The organism is Vibrio sp. 10N.286.48.C11 (assembly GCF_041469805.1).
Classification (GTDB): domain Bacteria; phylum Pseudomonadota; class Gammaproteobacteria; order Enterobacterales; family Vibrionaceae; genus Vibrio; species Vibrio crassostreae_C.
Genome location: NZ_JBFRLK010000008.1, coordinates 26,871 through 48,551, shown reverse-complemented (window position 1 = coordinate 48,551; position 21,681 = coordinate 26,871). Strand labels below are relative to the sequence as shown.

Annotated in this window: 19 protein-coding genes, 4 tRNA genes and 1 other annotated feature; of the genes, 11 read left to right on the top strand and 12 right to left on the bottom strand. The window is 45.2% G+C overall.

Annotated features, from left to right (window positions below):
* Window positions 1-65: 65 nt before the first annotated feature.
* The 8 genes from AB4209_RS02940 to AB4209_RS02905 all read right to left on the bottom strand — a co-directional run bounded on the left by AB4209_RS02940 (window position 66) and on the right by AB4209_RS02905 (window position 8,788).
* Window positions 66-1,385 (bottom strand): dicarboxylate/amino acid:cation symporter, encoded by a 1,320-nt coding sequence (locus AB4209_RS02940; RefSeq protein WP_346393668.1) that lies wholly within the window; start codon window positions 1,383-1,385, stop codon window positions 66-68.
* Window positions 1,386-1,695: 310 nt separating this feature from the next.
* The gene (trpA, locus tag AB4209_RS02935) at window positions 1,696-2,502 is read right to left on the bottom strand and encodes a tryptophan synthase subunit alpha (protein ID WP_372054796.1); all 807 of its coding nucleotides are present in this window, start codon (window positions 2,500-2,502) and stop codon (window positions 1,696-1,698) included.
* A complete protein-coding gene (trpB, locus tag AB4209_RS02930; protein WP_017067402.1) occupies window positions 2,502-3,692 on the bottom strand; it encodes a tryptophan synthase subunit beta in 1,191 nt (396 codons plus the stop codon). The genes trpA and trpB overlap by 1 nt, the downstream gene beginning before the upstream one ends.
* A gap of 131 nt (window positions 3,693-3,823) precedes the next feature.
* The gene (gene trpCF, locus AB4209_RS02925; RefSeq protein ID WP_372054794.1) at window positions 3,824-5,263 is read right to left on the bottom strand and encodes a bifunctional indole-3-glycerol-phosphate synthase TrpC/phosphoribosylanthranilate isomerase TrpF; all 1,440 of its coding nucleotides are present in this window, start codon (window positions 5,261-5,263) and stop codon (window positions 3,824-3,826) included.
* Between the two features lie 25 nt (window positions 5,264-5,288).
* A complete protein-coding gene (gene trpD / locus AB4209_RS02920) occupies window positions 5,289-6,284 on the bottom strand; it encodes an anthranilate phosphoribosyltransferase (protein ID WP_372054792.1) in 996 nt (331 codons plus the stop codon).
* 9 nt (window positions 6,285-6,293) lie between these two features.
* Complete coding sequence (locus AB4209_RS02915; protein WP_010438041.1) at window positions 6,294-6,884, bottom strand: aminodeoxychorismate/anthranilate synthase component II; 591 nt, start codon at window positions 6,882-6,884, stop codon at window positions 6,294-6,296.
* 2 nt (window positions 6,885-6,886) lie between these two features.
* Window positions 6,887-8,476, bottom strand: coding sequence for an anthranilate synthase component 1 (locus tag AB4209_RS02910; RefSeq protein ID WP_017063545.1), 1,590 nt, complete (start codon window positions 8,474-8,476; stop codon window positions 6,887-6,889).
* A gap of 125 nt (window positions 8,477-8,601) precedes the next feature.
* Window positions 8,602-8,716: a sequence feature (Trp leader region), on the bottom strand.
* Window positions 8,663-8,788: a trp operon leader peptide gene (locus AB4209_RS02905; protein WP_009848753.1), complete on the bottom strand. Its 126-nt coding sequence runs from the start codon at window positions 8,786-8,788 to the stop codon at window positions 8,663-8,665. It overlaps the preceding feature by 54 nt.
* 120 nt (window positions 8,789-8,908) lie before the next feature.
* On the opposite strand from AB4209_RS02905, the gene rnm reads away from it, so the two are divergent.
* The 3 genes from rnm to rluB all read left to right on the top strand — a co-directional run bounded on the left by rnm (window position 8,909) and on the right by rluB (window position 11,640).
* The gene (gene rnm / locus AB4209_RS02900; RefSeq protein WP_171732022.1) at window positions 8,909-9,763 is read left to right on the top strand and encodes an RNase RNM; all 855 of its coding nucleotides are present in this window, start codon (window positions 8,909-8,911) and stop codon (window positions 9,761-9,763) included.
* Between the two features lie 62 nt (window positions 9,764-9,825).
* Window positions 9,826-10,446, top strand: coding sequence for an L-threonylcarbamoyladenylate synthase (locus tag AB4209_RS02895; protein WP_009848751.1), 621 nt, complete (start codon window positions 9,826-9,828; stop codon window positions 10,444-10,446).
* Between the two features lie 159 nt (window positions 10,447-10,605).
* Window positions 10,606-11,640 carry a 23S rRNA pseudouridine(2605) synthase RluB gene (gene rluB / locus AB4209_RS02890; protein WP_017055112.1) on the top strand — a complete coding sequence of 345 codons (1,035 nt, stop codon included), beginning with the start codon at window positions 10,606-10,608 and terminating at the stop codon, window positions 11,638-11,640.
* A gap of 227 nt (window positions 11,641-11,867) precedes the next feature.
* On the opposite strand, the gene AB4209_RS02885 is transcribed toward rluB, so the two are convergent.
* The 3 genes from AB4209_RS02885 to yeiP all read right to left on the bottom strand — a co-directional run bounded on the left by AB4209_RS02885 (window position 11,868) and on the right by yeiP (window position 13,407).
* A complete protein-coding gene (locus AB4209_RS02885; protein WP_017061495.1) occupies window positions 11,868-12,350 on the bottom strand; it encodes an RNA methyltransferase in 483 nt (160 codons plus the stop codon).
* Between the two features lie 147 nt (window positions 12,351-12,497).
* Window positions 12,498-12,827 (bottom strand): HI1450 family dsDNA-mimic protein, encoded by a 330-nt coding sequence (locus tag AB4209_RS02880; protein WP_004741258.1) that lies wholly within the window; start codon window positions 12,825-12,827, stop codon window positions 12,498-12,500.
* 10 nt (window positions 12,828-12,837) lie between these two features.
* The gene (gene yeiP, locus AB4209_RS02875; RefSeq protein WP_017055115.1) at window positions 12,838-13,407 is read right to left on the bottom strand and encodes an elongation factor P-like protein YeiP; all 570 of its coding nucleotides are present in this window, start codon (window positions 13,405-13,407) and stop codon (window positions 12,838-12,840) included.
* 137 nt (window positions 13,408-13,544) lie between these two features.
* Here yeiP and AB4209_RS02870 point away from each other — a divergent pair, with 137 nt between their 5' ends.
* Window positions 13,545-14,312: a hypothetical protein gene (locus AB4209_RS02870; RefSeq protein ID WP_017067407.1), complete on the top strand. Its 768-nt coding sequence runs from the start codon at window positions 13,545-13,547 to the stop codon at window positions 14,310-14,312.
* A 103-nt stretch (window positions 14,313-14,415) separates the two neighbouring features.
* Here AB4209_RS02870 and AB4209_RS02865 read toward each other — a convergent pair whose 3' ends face one another.
* Window positions 14,416-16,779 carry a DNA polymerase II gene (locus AB4209_RS02865; RefSeq protein WP_372054790.1) on the bottom strand — a complete coding sequence of 788 codons (2,364 nt, stop codon included), beginning with the start codon at window positions 16,777-16,779 and terminating at the stop codon, window positions 14,416-14,418.
* Window positions 16,780-17,205: 426 nt separating this feature from the next.
* On the opposite strand from AB4209_RS02865, the gene uvrY reads away from it, so the two are divergent.
* The 7 genes from uvrY (at window position 17,206) to AB4209_RS02830 (ending at window position 21,029) form a co-directional block, all read left to right on the top strand.
* Window positions 17,206-17,850 (top strand): UvrY/SirA/GacA family response regulator transcription factor, encoded by a 645-nt coding sequence (gene uvrY, locus AB4209_RS02860; protein WP_004729778.1) that lies wholly within the window; start codon window positions 17,206-17,208, stop codon window positions 17,848-17,850.
* Between the two features lie 15 nt (window positions 17,851-17,865).
* Window positions 17,866-19,698, top strand: coding sequence for an excinuclease ABC subunit UvrC (gene uvrC, locus AB4209_RS02855; RefSeq protein ID WP_029235668.1), 1,833 nt, complete (start codon window positions 17,866-17,868; stop codon window positions 19,696-19,698).
* A gap of 46 nt (window positions 19,699-19,744) precedes the next feature.
* Entirely contained in the window at window positions 19,745-20,302 is a 558-nt protein-coding gene (pgsA, locus tag AB4209_RS02850) for a CDP-diacylglycerol--glycerol-3-phosphate 3-phosphatidyltransferase (RefSeq protein WP_017061490.1), read from the top strand.
* A 266-nt stretch (window positions 20,303-20,568) separates the two neighbouring features.
* Window positions 20,569-20,642, top strand: a tRNA-Cys gene (locus AB4209_RS02845).
* Between the two features lie 36 nt (window positions 20,643-20,678).
* Window positions 20,679-20,754, top strand: a tRNA-Gly gene (locus AB4209_RS02840).
* An 80-nt stretch (window positions 20,755-20,834) separates the two neighbouring features.
* Window positions 20,835-20,921: transfer RNA gene (locus AB4209_RS02835), tRNA-Leu, on the top strand.
* A 32-nt stretch (window positions 20,922-20,953) separates the two neighbouring features.
* A tRNA-Gly gene (locus tag AB4209_RS02830) sits at window positions 20,954-21,029 on the top strand.
* The last annotated feature ends 652 nt before the right edge of the window (window positions 21,030-21,681 follow it).

Below are 21,681 nucleotides of genomic sequence, written 5' to 3'. Positions count from 1 at the left end.
CTTTAACTGATCGGCATTAGCCTCATGAAGGCGGTTTTATTTATCAATCAAACTGAAGCTTAATATTACGCTTGCTGTTTTTGTAGCTCAGCTTCTTTCGCTTCGTCTTCGATTAGAGAATCAACGATGACTGCACATGCTGCATCACCAGTGATGTTTAGAGCAGTACGGATCATGTCGAAGATACGGTCTAGAGCGAACAACAGAGGTAGACCTTCAATAGGGATACCAGCTGCTAGAAGAACCGCAACCACTAGGAAAGAAGGACCTGGAACACCTGCTTGACCAACTGCGCCTAGAGTCGACGTTACGATGATAGCAATGTAAGCGCCCATAGACAGGTCGATGTTGAACAGCTGTGCGAAGAAGATAGCAACTAGGCCGTAGTAAATTGCGTTACCAGACATGTTGATCGTCGCACCAAGTGGCAGAACGAATGAAGCCGTAGAGTTACGAACGCCAAGTTCTTTCTCTACCGTTTCCATTGTTACTGGCAGTGTCGCCATTGAAGAGGCTGTTGATAGTGCAACCGCTTGAGGCTTCTTCATTGCCACTAGGAACTTCTTAGCAGAAGTCTTAGTGAAGATTTGAATCATTAGCGGGTAAGCAACAAAGCCGAAGATCAGAATCGCAGCGATGTAGACAACGAACAGTTTGAACACAACCATAAGTGCGCCAAAGCCGAATGTACCCACAGCTTCTGCCATTAGGCCGAATACGCCTAGTGGTGCAATGATCATAACCTTGTTGATCATCCAAACCATAGCGTCAACAATCGCGTTTACGCCATTGATGATAGGGTCACGTTTCTCTTTCGCTTGTTTAGAAATCGCAATACCGAAGAATAAGCAGAAAACTAGAATTTGCAGAATGTTTGCTTCATTCAGTGATTGGAAAACGTTGGTCGGGATCATGCCTGTGATGGTTGCCCAGAACGTTGGAAGTTCACCTTTCGCAGCGTATTCAGAAGAGAACATGCCTTCAACGCCAGAAACATCGATACCACGACCTGGTTCGAATATTTCACCCATTACTAGCGCTAGTGCTACAGCAAGTGCAGACGTTAGTGCAAAGTAACCTAGAGTGGTCACGCCCACTTTACCTGCTGATGAGCTGTTGCCTAGACCAGCAGCACCTGAAATTAGGGCAACCGCGACTAGAGGGATAACCAGCATCTTGATCAAATTGATGAAGATAGCACCCAGTGGAGCGAACATAGTTGCGCTGTCACCCATCATCGCACCGACTAGGGTACCGATGATCATTGCAATAACGACTTGAACGCCGATGTTGCTTAGTAAACTCTTTTCTTTTAACACTTCCATAACCTCTGTGCTACTAAATATAAAAATCCCAGAACTACTCACCAATGTACGATGTACCATTGGATTAATATTTCGCGAGAAGTTTTACACGTATCTTTTACATTTATCAATATGAGCAGAGATGAAAGAACACCAAAAAGCAGTAATCAAATGTCATTTGATGATTTTTCACACTAAAGCAAACGTTTGCTTTTTGATTTGTCATTATTTTTATAAATGGTGGTGATGTTTTGGTGGGGTATTATAGGTGTGCTACAGGTTTGTATGAGGTGTTGTTTTTGTCAGAAATTTAACAATTGAGAGGGTTTGGACGTGTTCTCGGAGAAAAACTCCCACAGCGCTAATTATCGCACTAGTGGGAGCCTATTTATTATTTTTGCGTTGCCGCTTTCATTGGCGTAACAAATTCAGCAAGTGCTTTAAGCATTGCTTCTGGTTGTTCAACGTTGTTTTCAATGATTTTCACAACCGCAGAGCCAGAGATAGCACCAGCAGCGCCAGCTTCGATGGCTTCTTTTACTTGCTCAGGAGCAGAGATACCGAAACCAAGCAGTGCTGGTGGCGCATCAAACTTGTTCAAACGGTCAAGTAGGGCTGTCACAGGCATGTTTGCTTTGGTTTCTGCACCCGTTACGCCAGCACGAGAAAGTAGGTAAGTGTAACCACCACCTAGCTCAGAAACCGATTGAAGCGTCTCATCACTTGCTGTTGGTGGAGCAATAAATATTGGGTGAATACCAAACTTCTTAGCTGCAGCAACAAACTCGCCACTCTCGTTGGTTGGTACATCAGCAATCAATACTGAATCGATACCTGCATTCGCACAACGCTCGTAGAAGTTCTCGATACCACGTGCGTACACCAAGTTTGCGTACATCAGTAGGCCGATTGGCAGATCTGGGTATTTAGCACGAATTTGACCAATAAGATCAAAACACACATCTGGCGTTACTTTTGAATCTAACGCACGAATGTTTGCACCTTGGATTGTCGGGCCATCTGCAAGCGGATCTGAGAATGGAATACCAAGTTCAAGTGCATCAGCACCCGCTTCAACGAGTGTTTCCATGATCTTAAGAGACTGCTGAGGGGTAGGATCGCCAACCGTTACGAATGGTACAAATGCGCCCTGATTCTTTTCAGCTAAGCGAGTGAAGAGTGATTGATAGCGATCCATTATAATGCTCCTTTCTCTTTAAGAATGTCGTGTACAGAGAAAATGTCTTTGTCACCACGGCCAGATAAGTTAACGACTAATAGCTGTTCTTTCTCTGGGTCGTCATGAGCCATTTTAACAGCATGAGCCAAAGCATGAGATGACTCTAGCGCTGCGATAATACCTTCTTTACGTGCAATCAATTGGAACGCTTCTAGCGCTTCGTCATCGGTCACGTTGTCGTATTCAGCACGGCCAATGGCATTTAGGTGCGCGTGTTGAGGACCCACTGATGGGAAATCTAGACCCGCAGATACAGAGTAAGACTCTTCTACTTGGCCGTTCTCATCTTGCATCAGTGGTGCTTTCATACCGAAGAAAATACCTGTTTTACCGTGTTTAAGTGGTGCGCCGTGTTGGTCGGTATCAATACCTTTACCAGCAGGCTCTACACCGATTAGGCGTACAGACTCTTCTTCAATGAAATCTGCGAACATACCGATAGCGTTTGAACCACCGCCGACACAAGCGATAACCGCATCAGGAAGGCGACCTTCACGCGCTAGAATCTGGTTCTTCGTTTCTTCACCAATCATGCGTTGGAAATCACGAACAATCGTTGGGAATGGGTGAGGGCCCGCTGCAGTACCCAATAGGTAGTGCGCGTCTTCATAAGTTGCCGACCAGTCACGTAGCGCTTCGTTACATGCATCTTTTAGCGTTGAAGAGCCAGAATGAACAGGGATAACCTCTGCGCCCATTAGCTTCATACGGAACACGTTCGGGCTTTGACGTTCAACGTCTTTTGCACCCATGTATACACGACACTTAAGACCTAGTAGAGCACACGCTAGAGCCGTTGCCACACCGTGTTGGCCTGCCCCAGTTTCAGCGATGATTTCCTGCTTACCCATACGTTTTGCTAGCAATGCCTGACCAAGAACTTGGTTTGTCTTGTGAGCACCGCCGTGAAGCAGATCTTCACGCTTTAGGTACAGTTTGGTTTTTGTACCTTTTGTTAGGTTGCGTGCTAGCGTTAGCGCCGTTGGACGACCAGCGTACTCTTGAAGAAGCGTCATGAATTCGCTGCGGAACTCAGGATCGGCTTGTGCATCGATAAATGCTTGTTCAAGTTGGTCTAGTGCTGGCACTAGGATCTGCGGTACGTATTGACCACCGTATTCACCAAAGTAGGCATCGAGTTTAGCCATTGTGTTATTCCTTCAATTCTACTGATGTGTATTCACACCAAGTCATTTAATCTTGTTTGAGCTTCGCAAAAGGCAAAGCTCACAAATATGTTTTTAGTTTCTGCTTTCTAATTTCTAGCGCCGAGGTTGGACTAGTAATTGCGAATCGCTGCAAAAGCACGTTGCAGTTTGTCTGCGTCTTTTTTTCCTGGAGCGGATTCAACGCCAGAGTTTAGGTCTAATCCTAAGCAACCCAACTTAGCGGCTTGGTTAGCATTTTCTGGGTTTAGGCCACCCGCCAACATGATTGCGCTTTGGTTGTTGATTAGGTTCCAATCGAACACTTGGCCTGTGCCACCAGTTTGAGAACCCACTTTAGTATCTAGCAGGTGACGAGTCACGTTGCTTTCCAGTAATTCTGGTAGCGAGCTCTCAGCATCGGGAGAAACACCGTAAGCTTTCCAAATCTCAACGCTTTCAGGTAGTGACTGTTTTAGCTCATCGACAAACGCTTGAGACTCATCACCGTGCAATTGCACAGCGAACAGGCCTAGCTCAGAAACCGTTTTCGTAACGTCAGTAACGCTGTGGTTTTGGAACACACCCACGTAGTTCAAAGGTGCGCCGCTCATAGTCAAACGAGCCGCTTCGATATCCACATGACGCTTAGATGCTTCAACGAATATCAGACCACCGAATACCGCACCAGCTTGATAAGCCTTTGCTGCATCGTCAGAGTGAGTTAAACCACACACCTTGTTTTCACCCAGTGTTACTTTGCGTACCGCAAGCTCGAGGTTCTTCTCTGCCATTAGAGAGCTACCGATTAGGAAGCCATCTGCAAACGTTGAAAGGTCACGAATTTGTTGGTGAGTGTAGATACCAGACTCTGAAATCACAACTGCGTTTGGAGCCAGTTCGCGAATCAGCGGCGCCAACTCTTTAGTACGGTTCAAATCAGTCGAAAGGTCACGAAGATTACGGTTGTTAATGCCGATCACCTTAGCGTTTAGAGCGACTGCACGGTGAAGCTCTTCTTCGTTGCTGACTTCGGTCAATACACCCATGTTGAGTGAGTGAGCGACTTCCGCCAGCGCTTTGTACTCTTCGTCATCTAATACCGATAGCATTAGCAAGATAGCATCAGCTGAGTAATGACGAGCTAGATACACTTGGTAGGTATCAACCATGAAGTCTTTACACAGGATAGGCTGCTTAGCAATGCTGCGAACTTTAGGTAAAAACTCAAAGTCACCTTGGAAGTACTTCTCGTCTGTCAGCACAGAAATCGCGTTTGCGTGGTTGTTGTAAACAGACGCAATGTAGTCGAGGTCAAACTCGTCACGGATTAAACCTTTTGACGGAGAGGCCTTTTTACATTCAGTGATGAAAACCGTTTGTTCTCCGCTCAGAGCGTCATAAAAGCTGCGGTCTGTTGCAGTTAGTGACGCTTTAAACTCGTCTAATGGTTGAGTCTGCTTACGCGCTTCAACCCATTGGTATTTATCACGAACGATTTTTGCTAATACTTCCGCCATTTCAGCTTCTTTGACTGAAACGTGGGTCGACAGTTTATCGGTAGTCTGTGTCATGTTCTTTGTCTCAATTCGTCGTTCGTTAGGCGTGTGCAGCAAGCTTATGTACAAGCTCGTACGCTTTGCCAGAGTTCATCGCGTCAATCGCTTGCTGAGCGTTGGCTTTTAGGTCTTCGTGACCAAATAGACGCATCAGCAGAGCTACGTTGACTGCCACTGCTCCAACTTGAGCATCAGTGCCTTTACCCGTCAGGATATCAGTTGTGATGGCTTTGTTCTCTTCTGGCTCGCCGCCCTTAATCGCTTCAAGAGGGTGAGTGTTCAAACCAAAGTCAGCCGGAGTCACTGTGTACTCGTGAATCTTGCCATCTTTAATCTCAGCAACGATAGTCTCGCCGTGAATCGCTACTTCATCTAGGCCGCTACCGTGCACAACAGCTGCACGCTTTATGCCCATTTTCAGCATGGTTTCTGCTATAGGGCGTACCAGCTCTTTGCTGTAAACACCCATTAGCTCGATGTTAGGGCGAGCAGGGTTAATCAGTGGGCCAAGAATATTGAAGATAGTGCGCGTTTTCATTGTTTGACGAACCGGCATCGCGTGACGTACACCAACGTGATATTGCGGAGCAAATAGGAATGCTACGCCAAGTTCATCAACAGCCGTACGTGTGTCTTCAGCTGTCATCGCTAGGTTGATACCGAACGAATCCAGTAAGTCAGAAGAGCCTGATTTGCTCGATACGCTGCGGTTACCGTGCTTCGCGACTTTTAAGCCACACGCTGCGGCAACAAATGCAGAAGTCGTCGAGATATTGATGGTGTTGTGACCGTCGCCACCTGTACCTACGATGTCTGCGAAATCGTAATCAGGGCGCGGGAACGGGTTTGCATTCGCAAGTAGTGCTTTTGCTGCGCCTGCAATTTCATCGGGCGTTTCGCCTTTGATTTTCAGTGCAGTTAGCGCAGAAGCCATCAAGATTGGGTCTAGTTCACCCTTGATGATTACATCAAATAACTGTTGGCTTTCTTCTTGAGTAAGAGACTGCTGTTCGTAAAGTTTATTAATCTTTTCCATGATCGTTTCCTATATCGTCTTTTTCTCAAGAGCCCATTCGATAGCGTTTGCTAGAAGCGTTGCACCGTAGGTCGTCATAATTGATTCAGGGTGGAATTGGAATCCACACACCTTGTCTTGTTCTTGAACCACAGACATCACCAAATCATCTACTTCAGCGGTCACCGTTAGGCTATCAGATACATGCGTTGCCACTAAAGAGTGGTAGCGAGCGATAGCCAATGGCGAAGGTAAGCCTTGGTAAGTCGCATGGTTTTGGTGTTCCATCATCGACACCTTACCATGAATGATTTCGCCAGCGCCTGCAACGGTGCCGCCATAGGCTTCAACAATCGCTTGGTGGCCTAAGCAAATACCAATCATTGGCACTTTACCTTTTAGAAGCTGAATCAGCTCTGGCATACAGCCCGCATCTGCTGGAGCGCCAGGGCCTGGTGAAAGCAGTGCAACAGGGTTGTCTAGTTCGTTGATCGCCGCTTCAACTACTTTTGCAGGAATGTTGTTACGGTAAATTTTTACGCTGTGACCTAATGAACGAAATTGGTCTACAAGGTTGTAAGTGAACGAGTCGAAGTTATCGATGAATACAATATCAGCCATGATTACGACTCCTTCTTATTTGTTAGGTTCTTAGTATGAGCTGCTTGAATCGCTGAGATAACCGCTTGTGCTTTGCCGCGAGTTTCATCGGCTTCTGCTTGTGGGTCTGAATCGAATACCACACCAGCGCCAGCTTGTACTTGTGCTACGCCATCTTCAACGTAAGCAGAGCGAATTACGATACAAGTATCTAGAGTCCCTTCACCGGTTAGATAACCGACTGCACCACCGTAGCTACCACGACGCGTTTTTTCTACGTCACGAATAAGCTGCATTGCGCGGATTTTTGGTGCGCCCGTTAGCGTACCCATGTTCATACAAGCTTGGTAAGCGTGTAGAGCATCTAAGTCTTCACGGAGCTGACCAACAACACGAGAAACCAAGTGCATTACATGGCTGTAGCGGTCTACTTTCAGTAAGTCTGCTACGTGGCGAGTGCCAGCTTCGGCAATACGTGCCACATCGTTACGCGCTAGGTCAACTAGCATCATGTGCTCGGCGTTTTCTTTCTTGTCGGTACGCAGTTCAAGCTCGATACGGCTGTCTAGGTCGAAATCGATTTGACCGTCAGGGCGCTTACCACGACGACGAGTACCTGCAATCGGGTAGATCTCGATTTGGTTGGTTTCTGTCTCGTATTTCAGCGCGCTTTCTGGAGATGCACCGAACAGAGTAAACAGCTCGTCTTGCATGTAGAACATGTAAGGGCTTGGGTTGCTTTGTTTGAGTTCTTTATAAGCCGCCAGTGGGGCAGGGCAAGGTAGAGTGAAGCGGCGTGAAGGTACCACTTGGAATACATCGCCTTTAACTACGTACTCTTTTAAATCACGAACCGTTTGGCAGAAGTCTTCATCTGAAACGCTAGGTACAGCTTCAACGTTGTCTAACGGCGTTACTTCAGTGATGGCTTTCAGGGACTGACACTGAGTTTGAATGTCGGCTAGACGGTCAGTTAATTGCGCTTTGATGTTGTCATCTTGAGCAAATAAGCTCGCGTGAAGTAGGCCTTCGTTCTCTTGGTGATCGAAACGCAATAGTGTTTCAGCTACATAGAAGACAAAGTCAGGACAATTGTTGGTTGCTTCAGCATCACCTAGTGGCTCAAAGTTTGCCACGATGTCGTAAGCGAATAAGCCCGCCATGAATAATGCGTGTTTGTTATCCGCGTCTTGCTCAAAGCTGTGCTGAACCAAACGCAGTGCATCGAATGAAGAGGCTTCTCTTAAACGTGAGTCTTCGTCTAATTCGTTGCTTGGTTCGATAAAAGTCAGCGTCAAAACGTTATCAGTAAGGTCAGATTTAATTTCTGCTTTCACGTTTTGAGTGAGATGTTCGATAAGCGCTTGACCGTTTTCAGTCAATGCTTGAAAGGTTACTTCATGTCCGCGACATACGATGCGAACAGCAGAGTCGATAAGGAGTAGGCTTGTCAGGTTCTGTTTAGATTCAATCTCGGCAGATTCCAACAAAAGACTATCAGTTTTGTTTTCACACAAAGTATGAAAAACGCTGGTTGGATCTTGCGAGTAAGGAACTGAGGAATTGATGACCTCAATGGTTCCCAGCTTTTTGATTTCAATGGCCTTGTTCACAAGACCTCCTTTATGATTCTTTAAATTTCCTGCCGTACATAGTCGCATAAAGATACCTTTCACCCAATCTAGAATATGGTCAATTCGATGATTTGTTAGTCAGTTGAATGTGAGATGTTCGACAAATTAAAAAGCCCGCTATTAAAGCGGGCTTAGTGATAACTTTTTTATAAACAAACTGTTTAACTAGAAGTACACGTTAGCCCACCAAGAACTTGTCCAAGTGCGCCACCAATTAAGCTCTGAACTTGCTTCTACTGAAGAAAGTTCTAAAACTTTATCTTTATGGTTTTGGTTAAATTCTTGTAACATGGTGAACCTATCAAATGTGATACTTCGTATTTGTGTACTAGTTAACTAGTTTTCTGCTTGCGGGTCAAGTGTGTTGACACAAATATAACGATAAAAATTGAAAACAATGAAAAAGAATATATGAGAATTGATCTACATAGTCATACAACAGCCTCAGATGGCCGACTTACTCCACCTGAGCTAATTGACCGAGCGCTTGGCTTTAACATCGAAGCGCTAGCGATTACAGATCATGACACGACTGATGGGCTTGCTGAAGCACGCAACTATATTGCTGATAACAATCTTCCTATTCAGCTGATCAACGGCATTGAGATTTCGACTGTTTGGCAAAACAAAGATATCCATATTGTTGGGTTAAACGTTGATCCTGAGTCACCAGAGCTTAAAGCGCTCATTGAGCAACAGAAGCAACACCGCATTGGACGTGCAGAGATGATTGCTCAACGTCTTGAGAAAACGACTCGTGAAGGGGTACTAGAAGAAGTTAAATTGATTGCGGGTGATGCGCCTATTACTCGCGCTCACTTTGCTAAGTGGTTAGTCGATAACGGCTACGCAAAAACCATGCAGCAGGTGTTTAAAAAGTTTCTTACTCGCAATAACCCAGGTTATGTGCCGCCAACGTGGTGTTCAATGAGTGATGCTGTCACGGCTATTCATGCTGCTGGTGGACAAGCCGTGCTCGCTCACCCTGGGCGATATGGCCTTACAGCCAAGTGGGTTAAGCGCCTGCTAGCGGCATTTGTTGAAGCGAAAGGGGATGCGATGGAAGTCGCTCAACCTCAGCAAGCGCAACAAGAAAGACGCACACTCGCGGATTATGCTATACAATACAAACTATTAGCCTCCCAAGGCAGTGATTTCCATTACCCATCTCCGTGGATGGAACTTGGACGCAATCTCTGGCTACCTTCTGGGGTCGAAGAAGTATGGAAAGATTGGGAGTTTCAAACGGTTTCACCATCTGAATAGTCTTTAGGTGAGCCAGCTCCTTCTGATGATAGAGTCGAGAGATTCGATAACGAGGATCAACAATGAGCCAGTTTTTTTATGTACACCCAGATAACCCACAAGCACGCTTAATTACTCAAGCGGTTGCGATTATTCGCAATGGCGGCGTTGTGGTTTATCCAACAGATTCCGGTTATGCGCTGGGCTGTCAGCTTGAAAACAAACAAGCACTTGAACGTATCTGTAAAATTCGTCGCATCGATGACAAGCACAATTTCACCTTGTTATGCCGTGATCTTTCTGAGTTATCACTGTATGCACGCGTTGATAACGTGGCTTTCCGTCTGCTGAAAGCACACACGCCAGGTGCTTACACGTTTATCTTTAAAGCAACTAAAGAAGTGCCAAAGCGTTTGATGAACGCCAAGCGTAAAACGATTGGTATTCGTGTCCCAGACAACAAGATTGCACTCGACCTGTTGGAAGCGATGGGCGAACCACTGATGTCGACGTCTCTGATTCTTCCGGGTAACGAGACTACAGAGTCGGATCCAGAAGAAATTCGTGACAGCCTAGAGCATGCGGTTGATGTGATTTTGAATGGCGGTTACTTAGGTGAGCAACCGACGACGGTTATTGACTTCAGTGACGATGATGCCGTGGTTCTACGTCGTGGTGCTGGCGATCCTGCGCCGTTTGAATAATCGCTTTACTGATTAACAGTCTGTAACGATACAGCAAACCTGCCACAGTAAATAACAAGTGCTTTTTGGCAGGTTATTTGCGATAATACGCGACCGCGATTTGGTCGCGAAAAATTCATTCGACGTCTGTGAAGACGACAATTAGGTAGAAAAGAGTAAATGAGCGAAAAATTACAGAAGGTTTTAGCGCGAGCTGGTCACGGTTCTCGTCGTGAACTAGAAGGTTTAATCAAATCTGGTCGTGTAAGTGTTAACGGTCAAGTTGCGAAACTGGGCGAGCGTCTTGAAGACGAGAACTCAGTGATCCGTATCGATGGCCATACTGTTTCAGGCAAGGCTTCTGAAGAAGTGGTTTGTCGTGTACTTGCTTACTACAAACCTGAAGGTGAGCTTTGTACTCGTCACGATCCTGAAGGCCGCCGTACTGTTTTCGATCGTCTACCTAAGATCCGTGGTTCTCGTTGGATTTCAGTTGGTCGTCTTGATGCAAACACATCAGGCCTTTTGCTTTTCACTACTGATGGTGAGCTTGCAAACCGTCTAATGCACCCAAGCCGTCAGGTTGAACGTGAGTACCTAGTACGTGTATTCGGTGAAGTGACTGAGCAGAAAGTTAAAAACGTTACTCGTGGCGTACAACTAGAAGACGGCATGGCTCGTTTTGAAGATGTGGTTTACGCTGGTGGTGAAGGTATGAACCATACTTTCTATGTAGCGATTAACGAAGGTCGTAACCGTGAAGTTCGTCGTCTTTGGGAATCACAAGAAACAACAGTAAGCCGCCTGAAACGTGTACGTTACGGTGATATCTACCTTGATAAGAAACTGCCTCGTGGCGGTTGGAAAGAGCTAGATCTTCAAGAAGTTAACTACTTGCGTGAGCTTGTTGAGCTTAAGCCTGAGAAAGAGACACTGTTGGATCTTGATCCTTCAAACACTTCTCGTAAGCGTGAGCGTTCTCGTAGCCAAAAAATTCGTCGCGCTGTTAAGCGTCACGAAGAGCGTGCAAACGCACCAAAAGGCCGTAGCAACCAAACTAAGCGTAAGAAGCCTGCAACTCGCGGTACTACAACACCTGATTCAGGTCGTAGCGCTCCAGCTGCAAACAAAGGCAAACCTCAGGCTAACAAAAGTAAGCCTAAACTGAACAACGGTCGTCCGGCTAAACCAGCTAAGCCAAGAACACGTCAGTAATTACGTAATTTATTGCGCGTAAAGCTTCATTAGCTAAAAGCACTGAATACTAAAAAACCTGCTCATTGAGCAGGTTTTTTTACGTCTAGAAGAAATAAAAGATTCGGGATGCGAGTAATCGAGTATCGAAAACATACTGCCATAATCGGCAGTAAGCATGCTCTTCGCATCTCTTATCTCGTTTACACGTATCTATAAATCTTTTCGCATCTCGTATCTCGTTCTATTTACTTATGATTCGAGAAGTTATCGCCTTTCGCTAATCGGTCGTAAAGCACTACATTCACTGATGCTGCTAGGTTCATGCAGCCGTTGGTCGGAACGTAAATCGTCTCACGACAGAAATCTGTGATCTCTTTCTTTAGCGTGCCATCTTCTGGGCCAAAAATGTAAAACGCGCGTGGTGGGTGCTTGTAATCAGGTAGAGGCTTAGCACCTTCAATCAGATCAACAGCAACCGGCACGCAGCCTACTGGAATAATATCTTTCAGCTCTTCAACACCAATCAAAGGCAGGGCTAAGTGCTTTTCTTTGGTGTCGGTATGGAATTTTCGCGCATGGTCGTAGCGTGTGCCAGTGTAAAACACAGAGTTGGCGCCGTAGCAGCCAGCAGCTCGCATTACAGAGCCTACGTTTTCAGGCGTCTTTGGGTTAACTAGGCCAATGCAGGCATAGCCTTTTGATTGTGTGTCTGTTTTTGCTTTGGTCATAATCAGTGAATCTAACGTTGATGATGAAAGTGAGTAATCATGATGAGAAATGGCGTGATAAAAATAGCCGAGCAATGGGCTCGGCTAACTTTTAACTCGCTTACATGAATACTTGTTTACTCATGCTGATGAGCGTCAACAGCGGTATTAGTCACGTTTCCACAGCATGTGACAGAACTTATGTTCTGGATCACGGCTGATTAACATGCGAGCAAATACGTCGTCTAGAACGTCATCAGCTTCATTCACAAGACCAATGCGCACTTCAGCGTAGATCTCTTTGTCGACTTCAAAGCCAACATGTTCAACCCAATCATCGCCAGTTTCAACAAGCTCTGCTGCGCCACGATCTTCAAACTGAGCAGTGAAAAGAATCACGTCTGCAGGCTCTAGGTTGTCAGGTGCCATCTCTAGGAAGATGTCGTATGCAGTGTCAATTGCGTCGTCATAAGACATTAGGTCGTTAGCTTCGGTCATAATAAGTATCTTAGCTTGCGCGGTTCATGTATTTACGTTCAGCAGTGTTTACTACTACTTTGTCGCCAGTCGCGATGTATTCAGGTACTTGAATAGTAAGACCTGTAGAAAGACGAGCAGGCTTAGTACGAGCAGACGCTGATGCACCTTTGATTGAAGGATCAGTCTCTTCGATAACTAGTTCAACAGATGTTGGTAGCTCAAGCGTTGCAGCGTTGCCGTCGATAAGGATCGCGTACATGCCTTGAGTTTCTTCGTTGATGAACAGTAGTTCGTCTTCGATAGTCTCACCGTTGAAGATGAATTGTGTGTAATCTTCGTTGTCCATGAAGATGTACTCGTTGCCATCAACGTAAGAGAACATTACTGCACGCTTAGTTACGTCAATAGTTTCAACAATTTCGTCAGCCTTGTGGCGAACTTCAGTTTTAACGCCAGTTGCTACATCGTTACCACGGAAGCGGTAAATCTTTTGGCCGCCACGGCCGCCTGGTGTTGTTACTTCGATATCTTTAACGATCACTGTTTTGCTTTCTACTGTGATAGCAAAACCTTTTTTAATTTCACTTGCTCTAGGCATTTTGTGTTTGTCCTTAGTGGGTCTATCCGCTGATTATATCTCGGAGATGCTATAAATAGGAATAGCTTGAATCATAAAGTCACCTAGGCGATCATAGAGTTATAGTTAAATCATTATTTTATTTACCGAAACGACCTATGCAGCTACCCGTTATTGACCCAACACAGCCTTTTCAACCTGAATTTCAACCTGTGGTTAACGATCTGATTACCTTTCTAAAAGGTGGGTTAGGATCTAATCTGCACAGTATTTATATTTATGGCAGTGTGGCTCGTAAGCAAGCCGTCTTCGGTCGCTCCAATCTAGATGTGGTTGTGGTGACCCATCGACCGTTTCCTGACCAACGAACCACTTTGTTGAACACCATCAAATGGCGTTTCCAAAAGAGCTTCCCTCAGGTAACTCAAGTGGCGATAAAAACTACCTTAGTGAGTGAGATAGTCGATTTCGACAATATCTTCACTTGGGGTTTTATGCTCAAGCATTTAGCCGTGTGTGTGCATGGTGAAGACTTATCAGACTGCTATGGTGATTTTGAAACAAGTTGGGAAATCGCTAAGCACTGGAATATGGATGCGGAAAACTGGTTGGCGGTGTATCGCAACAAGATCGCACGAGCGACAACGCCAGAACAACAAGTCGCTGCGCAGGTGATTATTGCCAAGAAGCTTCTACGGGCGAGTTACTCACTGGTGATGTATCGTGACAAATATTGGTTCGATGACCCAATAGAGTGTGGTCAACAGTTCTTGAAGTATCACCCAGATAAAGACGTCGAAATCCACAGGTTAGGCATTTTACTTTCTGGTAAACCGATTCCTAAACGTTCGGTAATAGGGATTCTTGATGGTTTTGGGGAATGGCTGGTTAAGCAATATCAAAAAACTGAGTTTCGTATCGGATAGAGATTAGTAACCTCCCAATGAATACTAAAAAGCAGAGCGGGCTGAGTAACACAGCACTTCTCTGCTTTTTTGCTTCAATGACCACTTTGGAAGAGGATTCAATCTAGAACAGACCTAGCTGCTGCCCGCTAACTCTTTCAAAATCCAGTCCTATAAACGGCAAAATTGCTTCTGCAACCGGTTTGATTTGCTTGTCGATATAGTGCTGATAATCGATACCACTCTTTAAATACTCCTTGGGCTCAGGGCCACTCAGAGTAATCAAATACTCAATGCGTCCTTTATTTTGGTATTGAAGAGGGCGCCCTAACTGAGCATTGATCTCATCGGCCATACGAGCTGCGCGAACCTGCGGCGGAATGTTCTTTTGGTATTCATGTAATTTGCGGCGTAAGCGCTTTTGATACACCAATAAATCATCATGTTTGCCAGCAGAGGTTTCATCAACAAACTGTCTGACGTAGTCGGTTGGATCTTGATCGTGAAACACCATCTCATACAAGGTTTGTTGGAATTGCTGTGCGAGAGGTGTCCAATCGGTGCGTGCACTCTCAAGCCCTTTAAATATGATATTTTCTTTATCGCCTTGAGTGATTAATCCGGCATAACGTTTCTTCGAGCCGGTTTCTGAACCTCTAATGGTCGGCATTAGAAACTTGCGATAGTGAGTCTCGTATTCCAATTCGAGTATTGAGGTTAGGTTGTGGGTCTCTTTTAAGTGATTCGTCCACCAATCGTTGATGTAAGCGACCAGTGTGTTCCCGATCTCGTCTGCTTTTTGCTGATCATAACTGCCGTTCAGAGACACGAAGGTTGAATCGGTATCGCCGTAAATCACTTGATAGCCTTTGTCTTCGATCAGAACCTTGGTTTGCTTCATGATCTCATGTCCACGCATGGTAATTGAAGACGCTAACCGGGTATCGAAGAAACGACAACCAGACGAACCTAACACACCATAGAATGAGTTCATGATGATCTTAATCGCCTGAGAGAACGCTTTCTCGTTGTTCTTCTTCGCCACATCACGTGCAGCCCAAAGGTTTTCGATCATCTCGGGCAAGAAGTGTTTAGAGCGGTGGAATTGCCCACCTCGAAAGCCATCAACGGCTTGGTTTTCTGCTGGGCCTAGTTCAAGCTTCAACCCTTCAATTAGTCCCATAGGGTCAATCAGAAACGAGCGAATGATCGATGGATACAGGCTCTTAAAATCGAGTACCAAAACCGAGTCGTACAGATTGGGAATTGAATCCATCACATAACCGCCGGGGCTCGCAATCCAATTCTCTGGCTCTAAGTTCGGTGCGACATAACCCGCTCTGTGGATTTGAGGCAGATATAAGTTAGTAAAGGCCGCAACAGAGCCACCAACGCGATCCAGCTCAACACCGGTTAATCGAGAGCGCTCAATCGCGAAGTCGAGTAGGTGAGTGTGCTCGAAGATGCTGTTTACCAGTACGCAGTCTTGAAGGTTGTACTTAGCGAGTGAGGGTTTATCGAACTTAAACATTCGGTTTATCTCATCCATACGGTCATGAACGTTATGGATGTCTTTGCCTTCCCCAAGCAGCTCTTGCGATACCGACTCAAGAGACCAAGAACGGAAGTGGTAGGTCGCTGTCTTGAGCATATCAATACCATCCAAGACAACGCGCCCCGGAATCGTGATAAAACCTTGCTGATTTTGAGCAGAACTGCGGAAAAAGCTCGGTTGGTTGTCTCTGCCGATGTTGAGCTTCACTTCGTTCCATTCTGAACGTTTGTGCAGCAGCCTAAAATCGAAGTCGATAACATTCCAGCCAATGATGATGTCAGGATCAAATTCAGAGAACCAAGCTATCATGGCTTCAAGTAGCGCTTTCTCGTTGGCAACCCATTGGATATTGGTTTCAGCTTGTTGTGCTTCGCCGACCATGATTACTTGGCTGTCCATCGGGCTGTCTAGGCCAATTGAATAAAGCACGCCTTTTTCCGAACACTCAATATCAAGCGAGACCACAGATAGACTGGGTAAGTAATCACCTGCTCGGCATTTTGCGTTTGAGACTCGACGATGCTGATTTTTTTGCACAGCAGATCCGGTGAACTCAATACTTCCCTTGATAAAACGTTCCATCAAGAATCGATCGGCGAGTCGAATATCGCTTTCAAAGGTTTGGATTTCTTCGTTGTGAAAGGCTTGCGCTAAACCAAAGCTGCTTCTCGACAGTGAGGTGTAACACGCGGCGAGAGGTGTTTGCTCGAATGTGGCTAATTCTAGAGGCTTAAATTGGCAATCGATCGACTCTTTCGCTGCGATTGCCTGACATGCCTCAACGTCAGATTGAGCGACAAAAAATACCGGTTTTTCATTTTGAATCGTCAGCAGAGTAGGGCCTTGAGGGGTGCTTAACCACAAGTCGATTTGTGTGCGCCCTGAAAAATCTCTTGCTTGTCTTGTGAGTACAAAGCCTTGCTGAATATCCAATGTAGTAACCTATTGAAATGGGGAATCGAATACTACCATCTAGCGACCCTCTGCGCACAAAAGGCAGTAAAAATACTAACTAAATTCTAGTTAGTAGAGGCAAATAACGGGACTCTATAAGCAAATAAGTGAAATTGTCGCGAATGGTTATTCAATGGTATTGAAAATATCTTTATCTTATGTAATTTTATTGGGTGTTGTTTTAACTGGTTGATTTTTAGAAAAAGCTTGTTGTTTTAGTTAGCTTATTTGTTAATAAGTACTTGCTAAAGTTCGTGTTTCAGCACATATTCAACAGAGCTTTTTTTTAGTAATTAAGTTAAGATGTACTCAATGCTGCGATCCACTGTTCCTTTGTTTAATTGTTTCAAACAGATGAAATGACACAGTGGTTGCAGAGCCAATTAATAGTGTGGAGATACAAGTTTGATAAATGTTTTCCTTGTAGATGATCACGAGCTGGTTCGCACAGGGATACGACGTATTATTGAAGACGTCCGTGGAATGAACGTAGCAGGGGAAGCTGAAAGCGGTGAAGATGCTGCAAAATGGTGTCGTACTAACAATACTGACGTTATTTTGATGGATATGAATATGCCTGGTATTGGTGGCTTAGAAGCAACCAAGAAGATCTTGCGTTTCAACCCTGATGTTAAAATCATCGTTTTAACTGTTCATACGGAAAATCCGTTTCCAACGAAAGTGATGCAAGCTGGAGCTGCTGGTTACCTTACTAAAGGGGCAGGTCCGGATGAAATGGTAAATGCAATTCGAGTGGTTAATAGTGGCCAACGATACATTTCACCAGAAATTGCGCAGCAGATGGCTTTGAGCCAATTCTCGCCTGCGTCTGAAAATCCATTCGCAGACTTATCTGAACGTGAACTTCAAATCATGATGATGATTACCAAAGGTCAGAAAGTGACGGATATTTCAGAACAACTCAATCTAAGTCCTAAAACAGTCAACAGTTACCGCTACCGCTTGTTCAGTAAGCTGGATATCAGTGGCGATGTAGAGCTGACGCATTTAGCGATTAGACATGGAATGTTAGACACTGAGACCCTTTAACACTGAGATCGTATAGTGACCAACTTGTTTGACTCAGTCTCATTCCTCAAGACAGTAACAGAGCAGCCCGGCGTTTATCGAATGTATAACGCCGAGGCTGCCGTTATTTACGTCGGTAAAGCTAAGAACCTCAAAAAACGCCTTTCCAGTTATTTCCGTAAAAAAGTCGACAGTGAAAAAACACGCGCTCTAGTTAGTAATATTGACAAGATCGATGTCACTGTAACGCACACGGAAACAGAAGCGCTCATTCTTGAGCACAACTACATCAAGCAGTACTTGCCTAAATACAACGTACTTTTGCGTGATGATAAGTCGTACCCTTATATTTTTATTAGCGGTCACAAGCATCCTCGTTTGTCGATGCACCGTGGTGCTAAGAAGAAAAAGGGCGAATACTTTGGTCCTTACCCTGATTCCGGCGCTGTGCGTGAGACGCTACACCTAATCCAAAAGATTTTCCCTGCCCGCCAGTGTGAAGATACGGTTTATGCCAATAGAACGCGCCCGTGTTTGATGTATCAGATTGGTCGTTGTGCTGCGCCATGTGTTAGCTCAATCATCTCTGATGAAGAGTACAGTGAACTTATCGACTACGTTCGTCTGTTCCTGCAAGGGAAAGACAAATTAGTCCTTGAGACGCTCATCGACAAAATGGACAAGGCAAGCCGTGAGCTTCGTTTTGAACAAGCTGCCGCTTTCCGTGATCAAATCCAAGCGATTCGACGTGTGCAAGAACAACAATACGTATCTGACGATTCAATGGAAGATATGGACGTGTTGGGATTTGCTCAAGAGAATGGCGTAGCGTGTATTCATATCTTGATGATTCGCCAAGGCAAGGTTTTAGGCAGTAGAAGCCATTTCCCTAAAATTCCCAACAATACGGTGCGAGAAGAGGTCTTTTCGAGCTTTTTAAGCCAATACTATCTTGCGCATAGTGAAGCGAGAACCATCCCAACCCGTTTGATTCTCAATGCCGATTTGATGGAAGATGTCACACCGATTCAAGAAGCCTTGTGTGAAGTAGCGGGTCGTAAGATTCACTTCAATACCAACCCTTCAGGTACTCGAGGTCGTTACCTTAAATTGTCTAATACCAATGCATTGACGGCTATTACCACCAAGATTAATCACAAGATGACGATTAATCAGCGCTTCAAAGAGCTCCAAGAAGTGCTGTCGATGGATGCTATCAAGCGCATGGAATGTTTTGATATCAGTCATACCATGGGTGAAAGCACGATTGCGTCGTGTGTGGTGTTCAATCAAGAAGGCCCGGTTAAACCAGAGTACCGTCGTTACAACATCACCGGCATTACAGGTGGCGATGATTATGCAGCGATGGCTCAGGCGCTTGAGAGACGTTATTCGAAGCAACTCGATGTCGACAAGATCCCAGACATCATCTTTATCGATGGTGGTAAAGGTCAGCTAAACCGCGCTCATGAGATCATTTCTCAATATTGGGGTGATTGGCCGTTTAGACCAAGAATGATGGGTATTGCGAAAGGCGTGACGCGTAAACCGGGTTTAGAAACTTTGGTAACCCTTGAAGGTGAAGAGTTTAATTTACCTAGCGATGCACCAGCGCTGCATCTTATCCAGCACATTCGTGATGAGAGCCATAATCATGCGATTGCAGGGCACAGGGCGAAACGTGGTAAAACGCGCAGAACCAGTGCTTTGGAAGGAATTGAAGGGGTAGGACCTAAACGTCGTCAAGCTTTGCTGAAATATATGGGTGGCTTACAAGAACTTAAGCGTGCAACTGTCGAAGAAATAGCCAAAGTGCCGGGCATTAGTCATTCTTTGGCAGAAAACATTTATCAAGCATTGAAACAATAGTAAAAATCCCGCACCATTAAAGCGCAATTAATAAGAGCCCAATAATATGCGTTTGAATATACCTAACATTTTGTCCTTACTGAGACTATTTTTGATCCCAGTATTCGTTGTCGTTTTCTATCTACCTTATCAATGGGCTCCTTTCGCTGCTGCGATGGTGTTTTGGGTAGCCGGTTTCACTGATTGGCTAGATGGCATGCTAGCTCGTAAGTTAGGGCAAACGTCTCGCTTCGGCGCCTTCATTGACCCTGTGGCTGACAAAGTGTTGGTCGCTACGGCTCTTATCCTGATTACAGAGCATTACCACTCTATTTGGATAACTATCCCAGCCGTGACTATGATAGCTCGCGAGATCATCATCTCAGCGCTTCGTGAGTGGATGGCTGAAATCGGCAAACGCGCAAGTGTTGCGGTATCTTGGGTTGGTAAAGTAAAAACGGTTTCTCAGATGTTCGCCCTTTGGGTACTTATCTGGCGCTATGACGATTGGATGGTATGGGTCGGATACATTGCGCTGTATGTCGCAACCGTACTTACTTACTGGTCAATGGCACAATACTTGATGGCCGCCAAAGACGATTTGTTGGACGAAAAACATCATTGATGAAGAAGCGAGCTGAGGCTCGCTTTTTTGATCTTTAACCTAAGGTTAAGTTATCAATAGTGGATATCTAATGTGATATAGATCTCCTTTGAATAACCCGCTCACAGTGTGTTTTGAACATAAAGTCAGCTATTTGGCTTGTTTCGTATGAAATCTATTCAAACGAATTAAAAATACAAAAATAATATTGACTCAATCGCCTGAATCCGTAGAATGCATCCCGTACCCAAGAGGATGGCAATGAGCGATTCAATTGGAGTTACTAAGGCGCCTTGGCAGAGTGGCTATGCAGCGGATTGCAAATCCGTGGACCTCGGTTCGACTCCGGGAGGCGCCTCCATTCTCTCTTTCTTCTAGAAAGAATTTGAATGAAAATGCGATACTAGCTCAGTTGGTAGAGCGCAACCTTGCCAAGGTTGAGGTCATCGGTTCGAACCCGATGTATCGCTCCAAATTTTGTAATGTTGATTGGCGTCAGCATTAAGATGGTGTTTTACTTTTCAGTAATCGGCATCGCAATAAAGAATTGCGTGCCCTGGTGGTGGAATTGGTAGACACAAGGGATTTAAAATCCCTCGGCGTTCGCGCTGTGCCGGTTCAAGTCCGGCCCGGGGCACCATCTATTAAAGTCTTTATCTCGATAAAGCAAATGCGATACTAGCTCAGTTGGTAGAGCGCAACCTTGCCAAGGTTGAGGTCATCGGTTCGAACCCGATGTATCGCTCCAAATTAAAAAGCCCGAACAGAAATGTTCGGGCTTTTTGGTTTCTGACGTATAGCTTTTACGTTTAAGAACTCTTCTTGTTCGAATCCGCACTCAACATTCATTTCTATCTCTGTTTCAAATTTTGCAATCAAGTTAGTTTTTAAAAGCGAGATTCCCTATGAACTCGTTCCTCGTGCTAGGGAATGACGGAAAGACGGTATGACCTCAAAGTCTCTCTAGTAACGTTTATAAATCCACGTCGTCATCCTCGGGCGTGAGGAACGAGCGAACCGGGGAGCTCTTGCCGCTTGCTGATTAACTTCAGTTTAATCTATTGCATCAGATAGTTTCTGAATAAAACAATACATCGACATGTTGTAAGGGACTCCCAATGAACTCATTCTTCAGGCTAAGGAATGACGGAAAGGCGCCACAGCCTCAAAGCCATCACTAACACCGCCTGTACACCCACGTCGTCATCCTCGGGTGTGAGGAACGAATGAACCGGGGATCTCTTGCCGCTTGCTGATTAACTTCAGTTTAATCTATTGCATCAGATAGTTTCTTGAATAAAGCAATACAATGACATGTTGTAAGGGGTTCTCTATGAATTCATACCTCGCTCTAGGGAGTGACGCCATGACCTAAAAGCTTCTCTAGCAACGTTTATAAC

What these genes read in the sequence shown, in the direction of transcription:
- AB4209_RS02940 (WP_346393668.1), bottom strand. Translation starts at nt 1,385, where the DNA reads ATGGTACATCGTACATTGGTGAGTAGTTCTGGGATTTTTATATTTAGT.
- trpA (WP_372054796.1), bottom strand. Translation starts at nt 2,502, where the DNA reads ATGGATCGCTATCAATCACTCTTCACTCGCTTAGCTGAAAAGAATCAG.
- trpB (WP_017067402.1), bottom strand. Translation starts at nt 3,692, where the DNA reads ATGGCTAAACTCGATGCCTACTTTGGTGAATACGGTGGTCAATACGTA.
- trpCF (WP_372054794.1), bottom strand. Translation starts at nt 5,263, where the DNA reads ATGACACAGACTACCGATAAACTGTCGACCCACGTTTCAGTCAAAGAA.
- trpD (WP_372054792.1), bottom strand. Translation starts at nt 6,284, where the DNA reads ATGGAAAAGATTAATAAACTTTACGAACAGCAGTCTCTTACTCAAGAA.
- AB4209_RS02915 (WP_010438041.1), bottom strand. Translation starts at nt 6,884, where the DNA reads ATGGCTGATATTGTATTCATCGATAACTTCGACTCGTTCACTTACAAC.
- AB4209_RS02905 (WP_009848753.1), bottom strand. Translation starts at nt 8,788, where the DNA reads ATGTTACAAGAATTTAACCAAAACCATAAAGATAAAGTTTTAGAACTT.
- rnm (WP_171732022.1), top strand. Translation starts at nt 8,909, where the DNA reads ATGAGAATTGATCTACATAGTCATACAACAGCCTCAGATGGCCGACTT.
- AB4209_RS02895 (WP_009848751.1), top strand. Translation starts at nt 9,826, where the DNA reads ATGAGCCAGTTTTTTTATGTACACCCAGATAACCCACAAGCACGCTTA.
- rluB (WP_017055112.1), top strand. Translation starts at nt 10,606, where the DNA reads ATGAGCGAAAAATTACAGAAGGTTTTAGCGCGAGCTGGTCACGGTTCT.
- AB4209_RS02885 (WP_017061495.1), bottom strand. Translation starts at nt 12,350, where the DNA reads ATGACCAAAGCAAAAACAGACACACAATCAAAAGGCTATGCCTGCATT.
- AB4209_RS02880 (WP_004741258.1), bottom strand. Translation starts at nt 12,827, where the DNA reads ATGACCGAAGCTAACGACCTAATGTCTTATGACGACGCAATTGACACT.
- yeiP (WP_017055115.1), bottom strand. Translation starts at nt 13,407, where the DNA reads ATGCCTAGAGCAAGTGAAATTAAAAAAGGTTTTGCTATCACAGTAGAA.
- AB4209_RS02870 (WP_017067407.1), top strand. Translation starts at nt 13,545, where the DNA reads ATGCAGCTACCCGTTATTGACCCAACACAGCCTTTTCAACCTGAATTT.
- pgsA (WP_017061490.1), top strand. Translation starts at nt 19,745, where the DNA reads ATGCGTTTGAATATACCTAACATTTTGTCCTTACTGAGACTATTTTTG.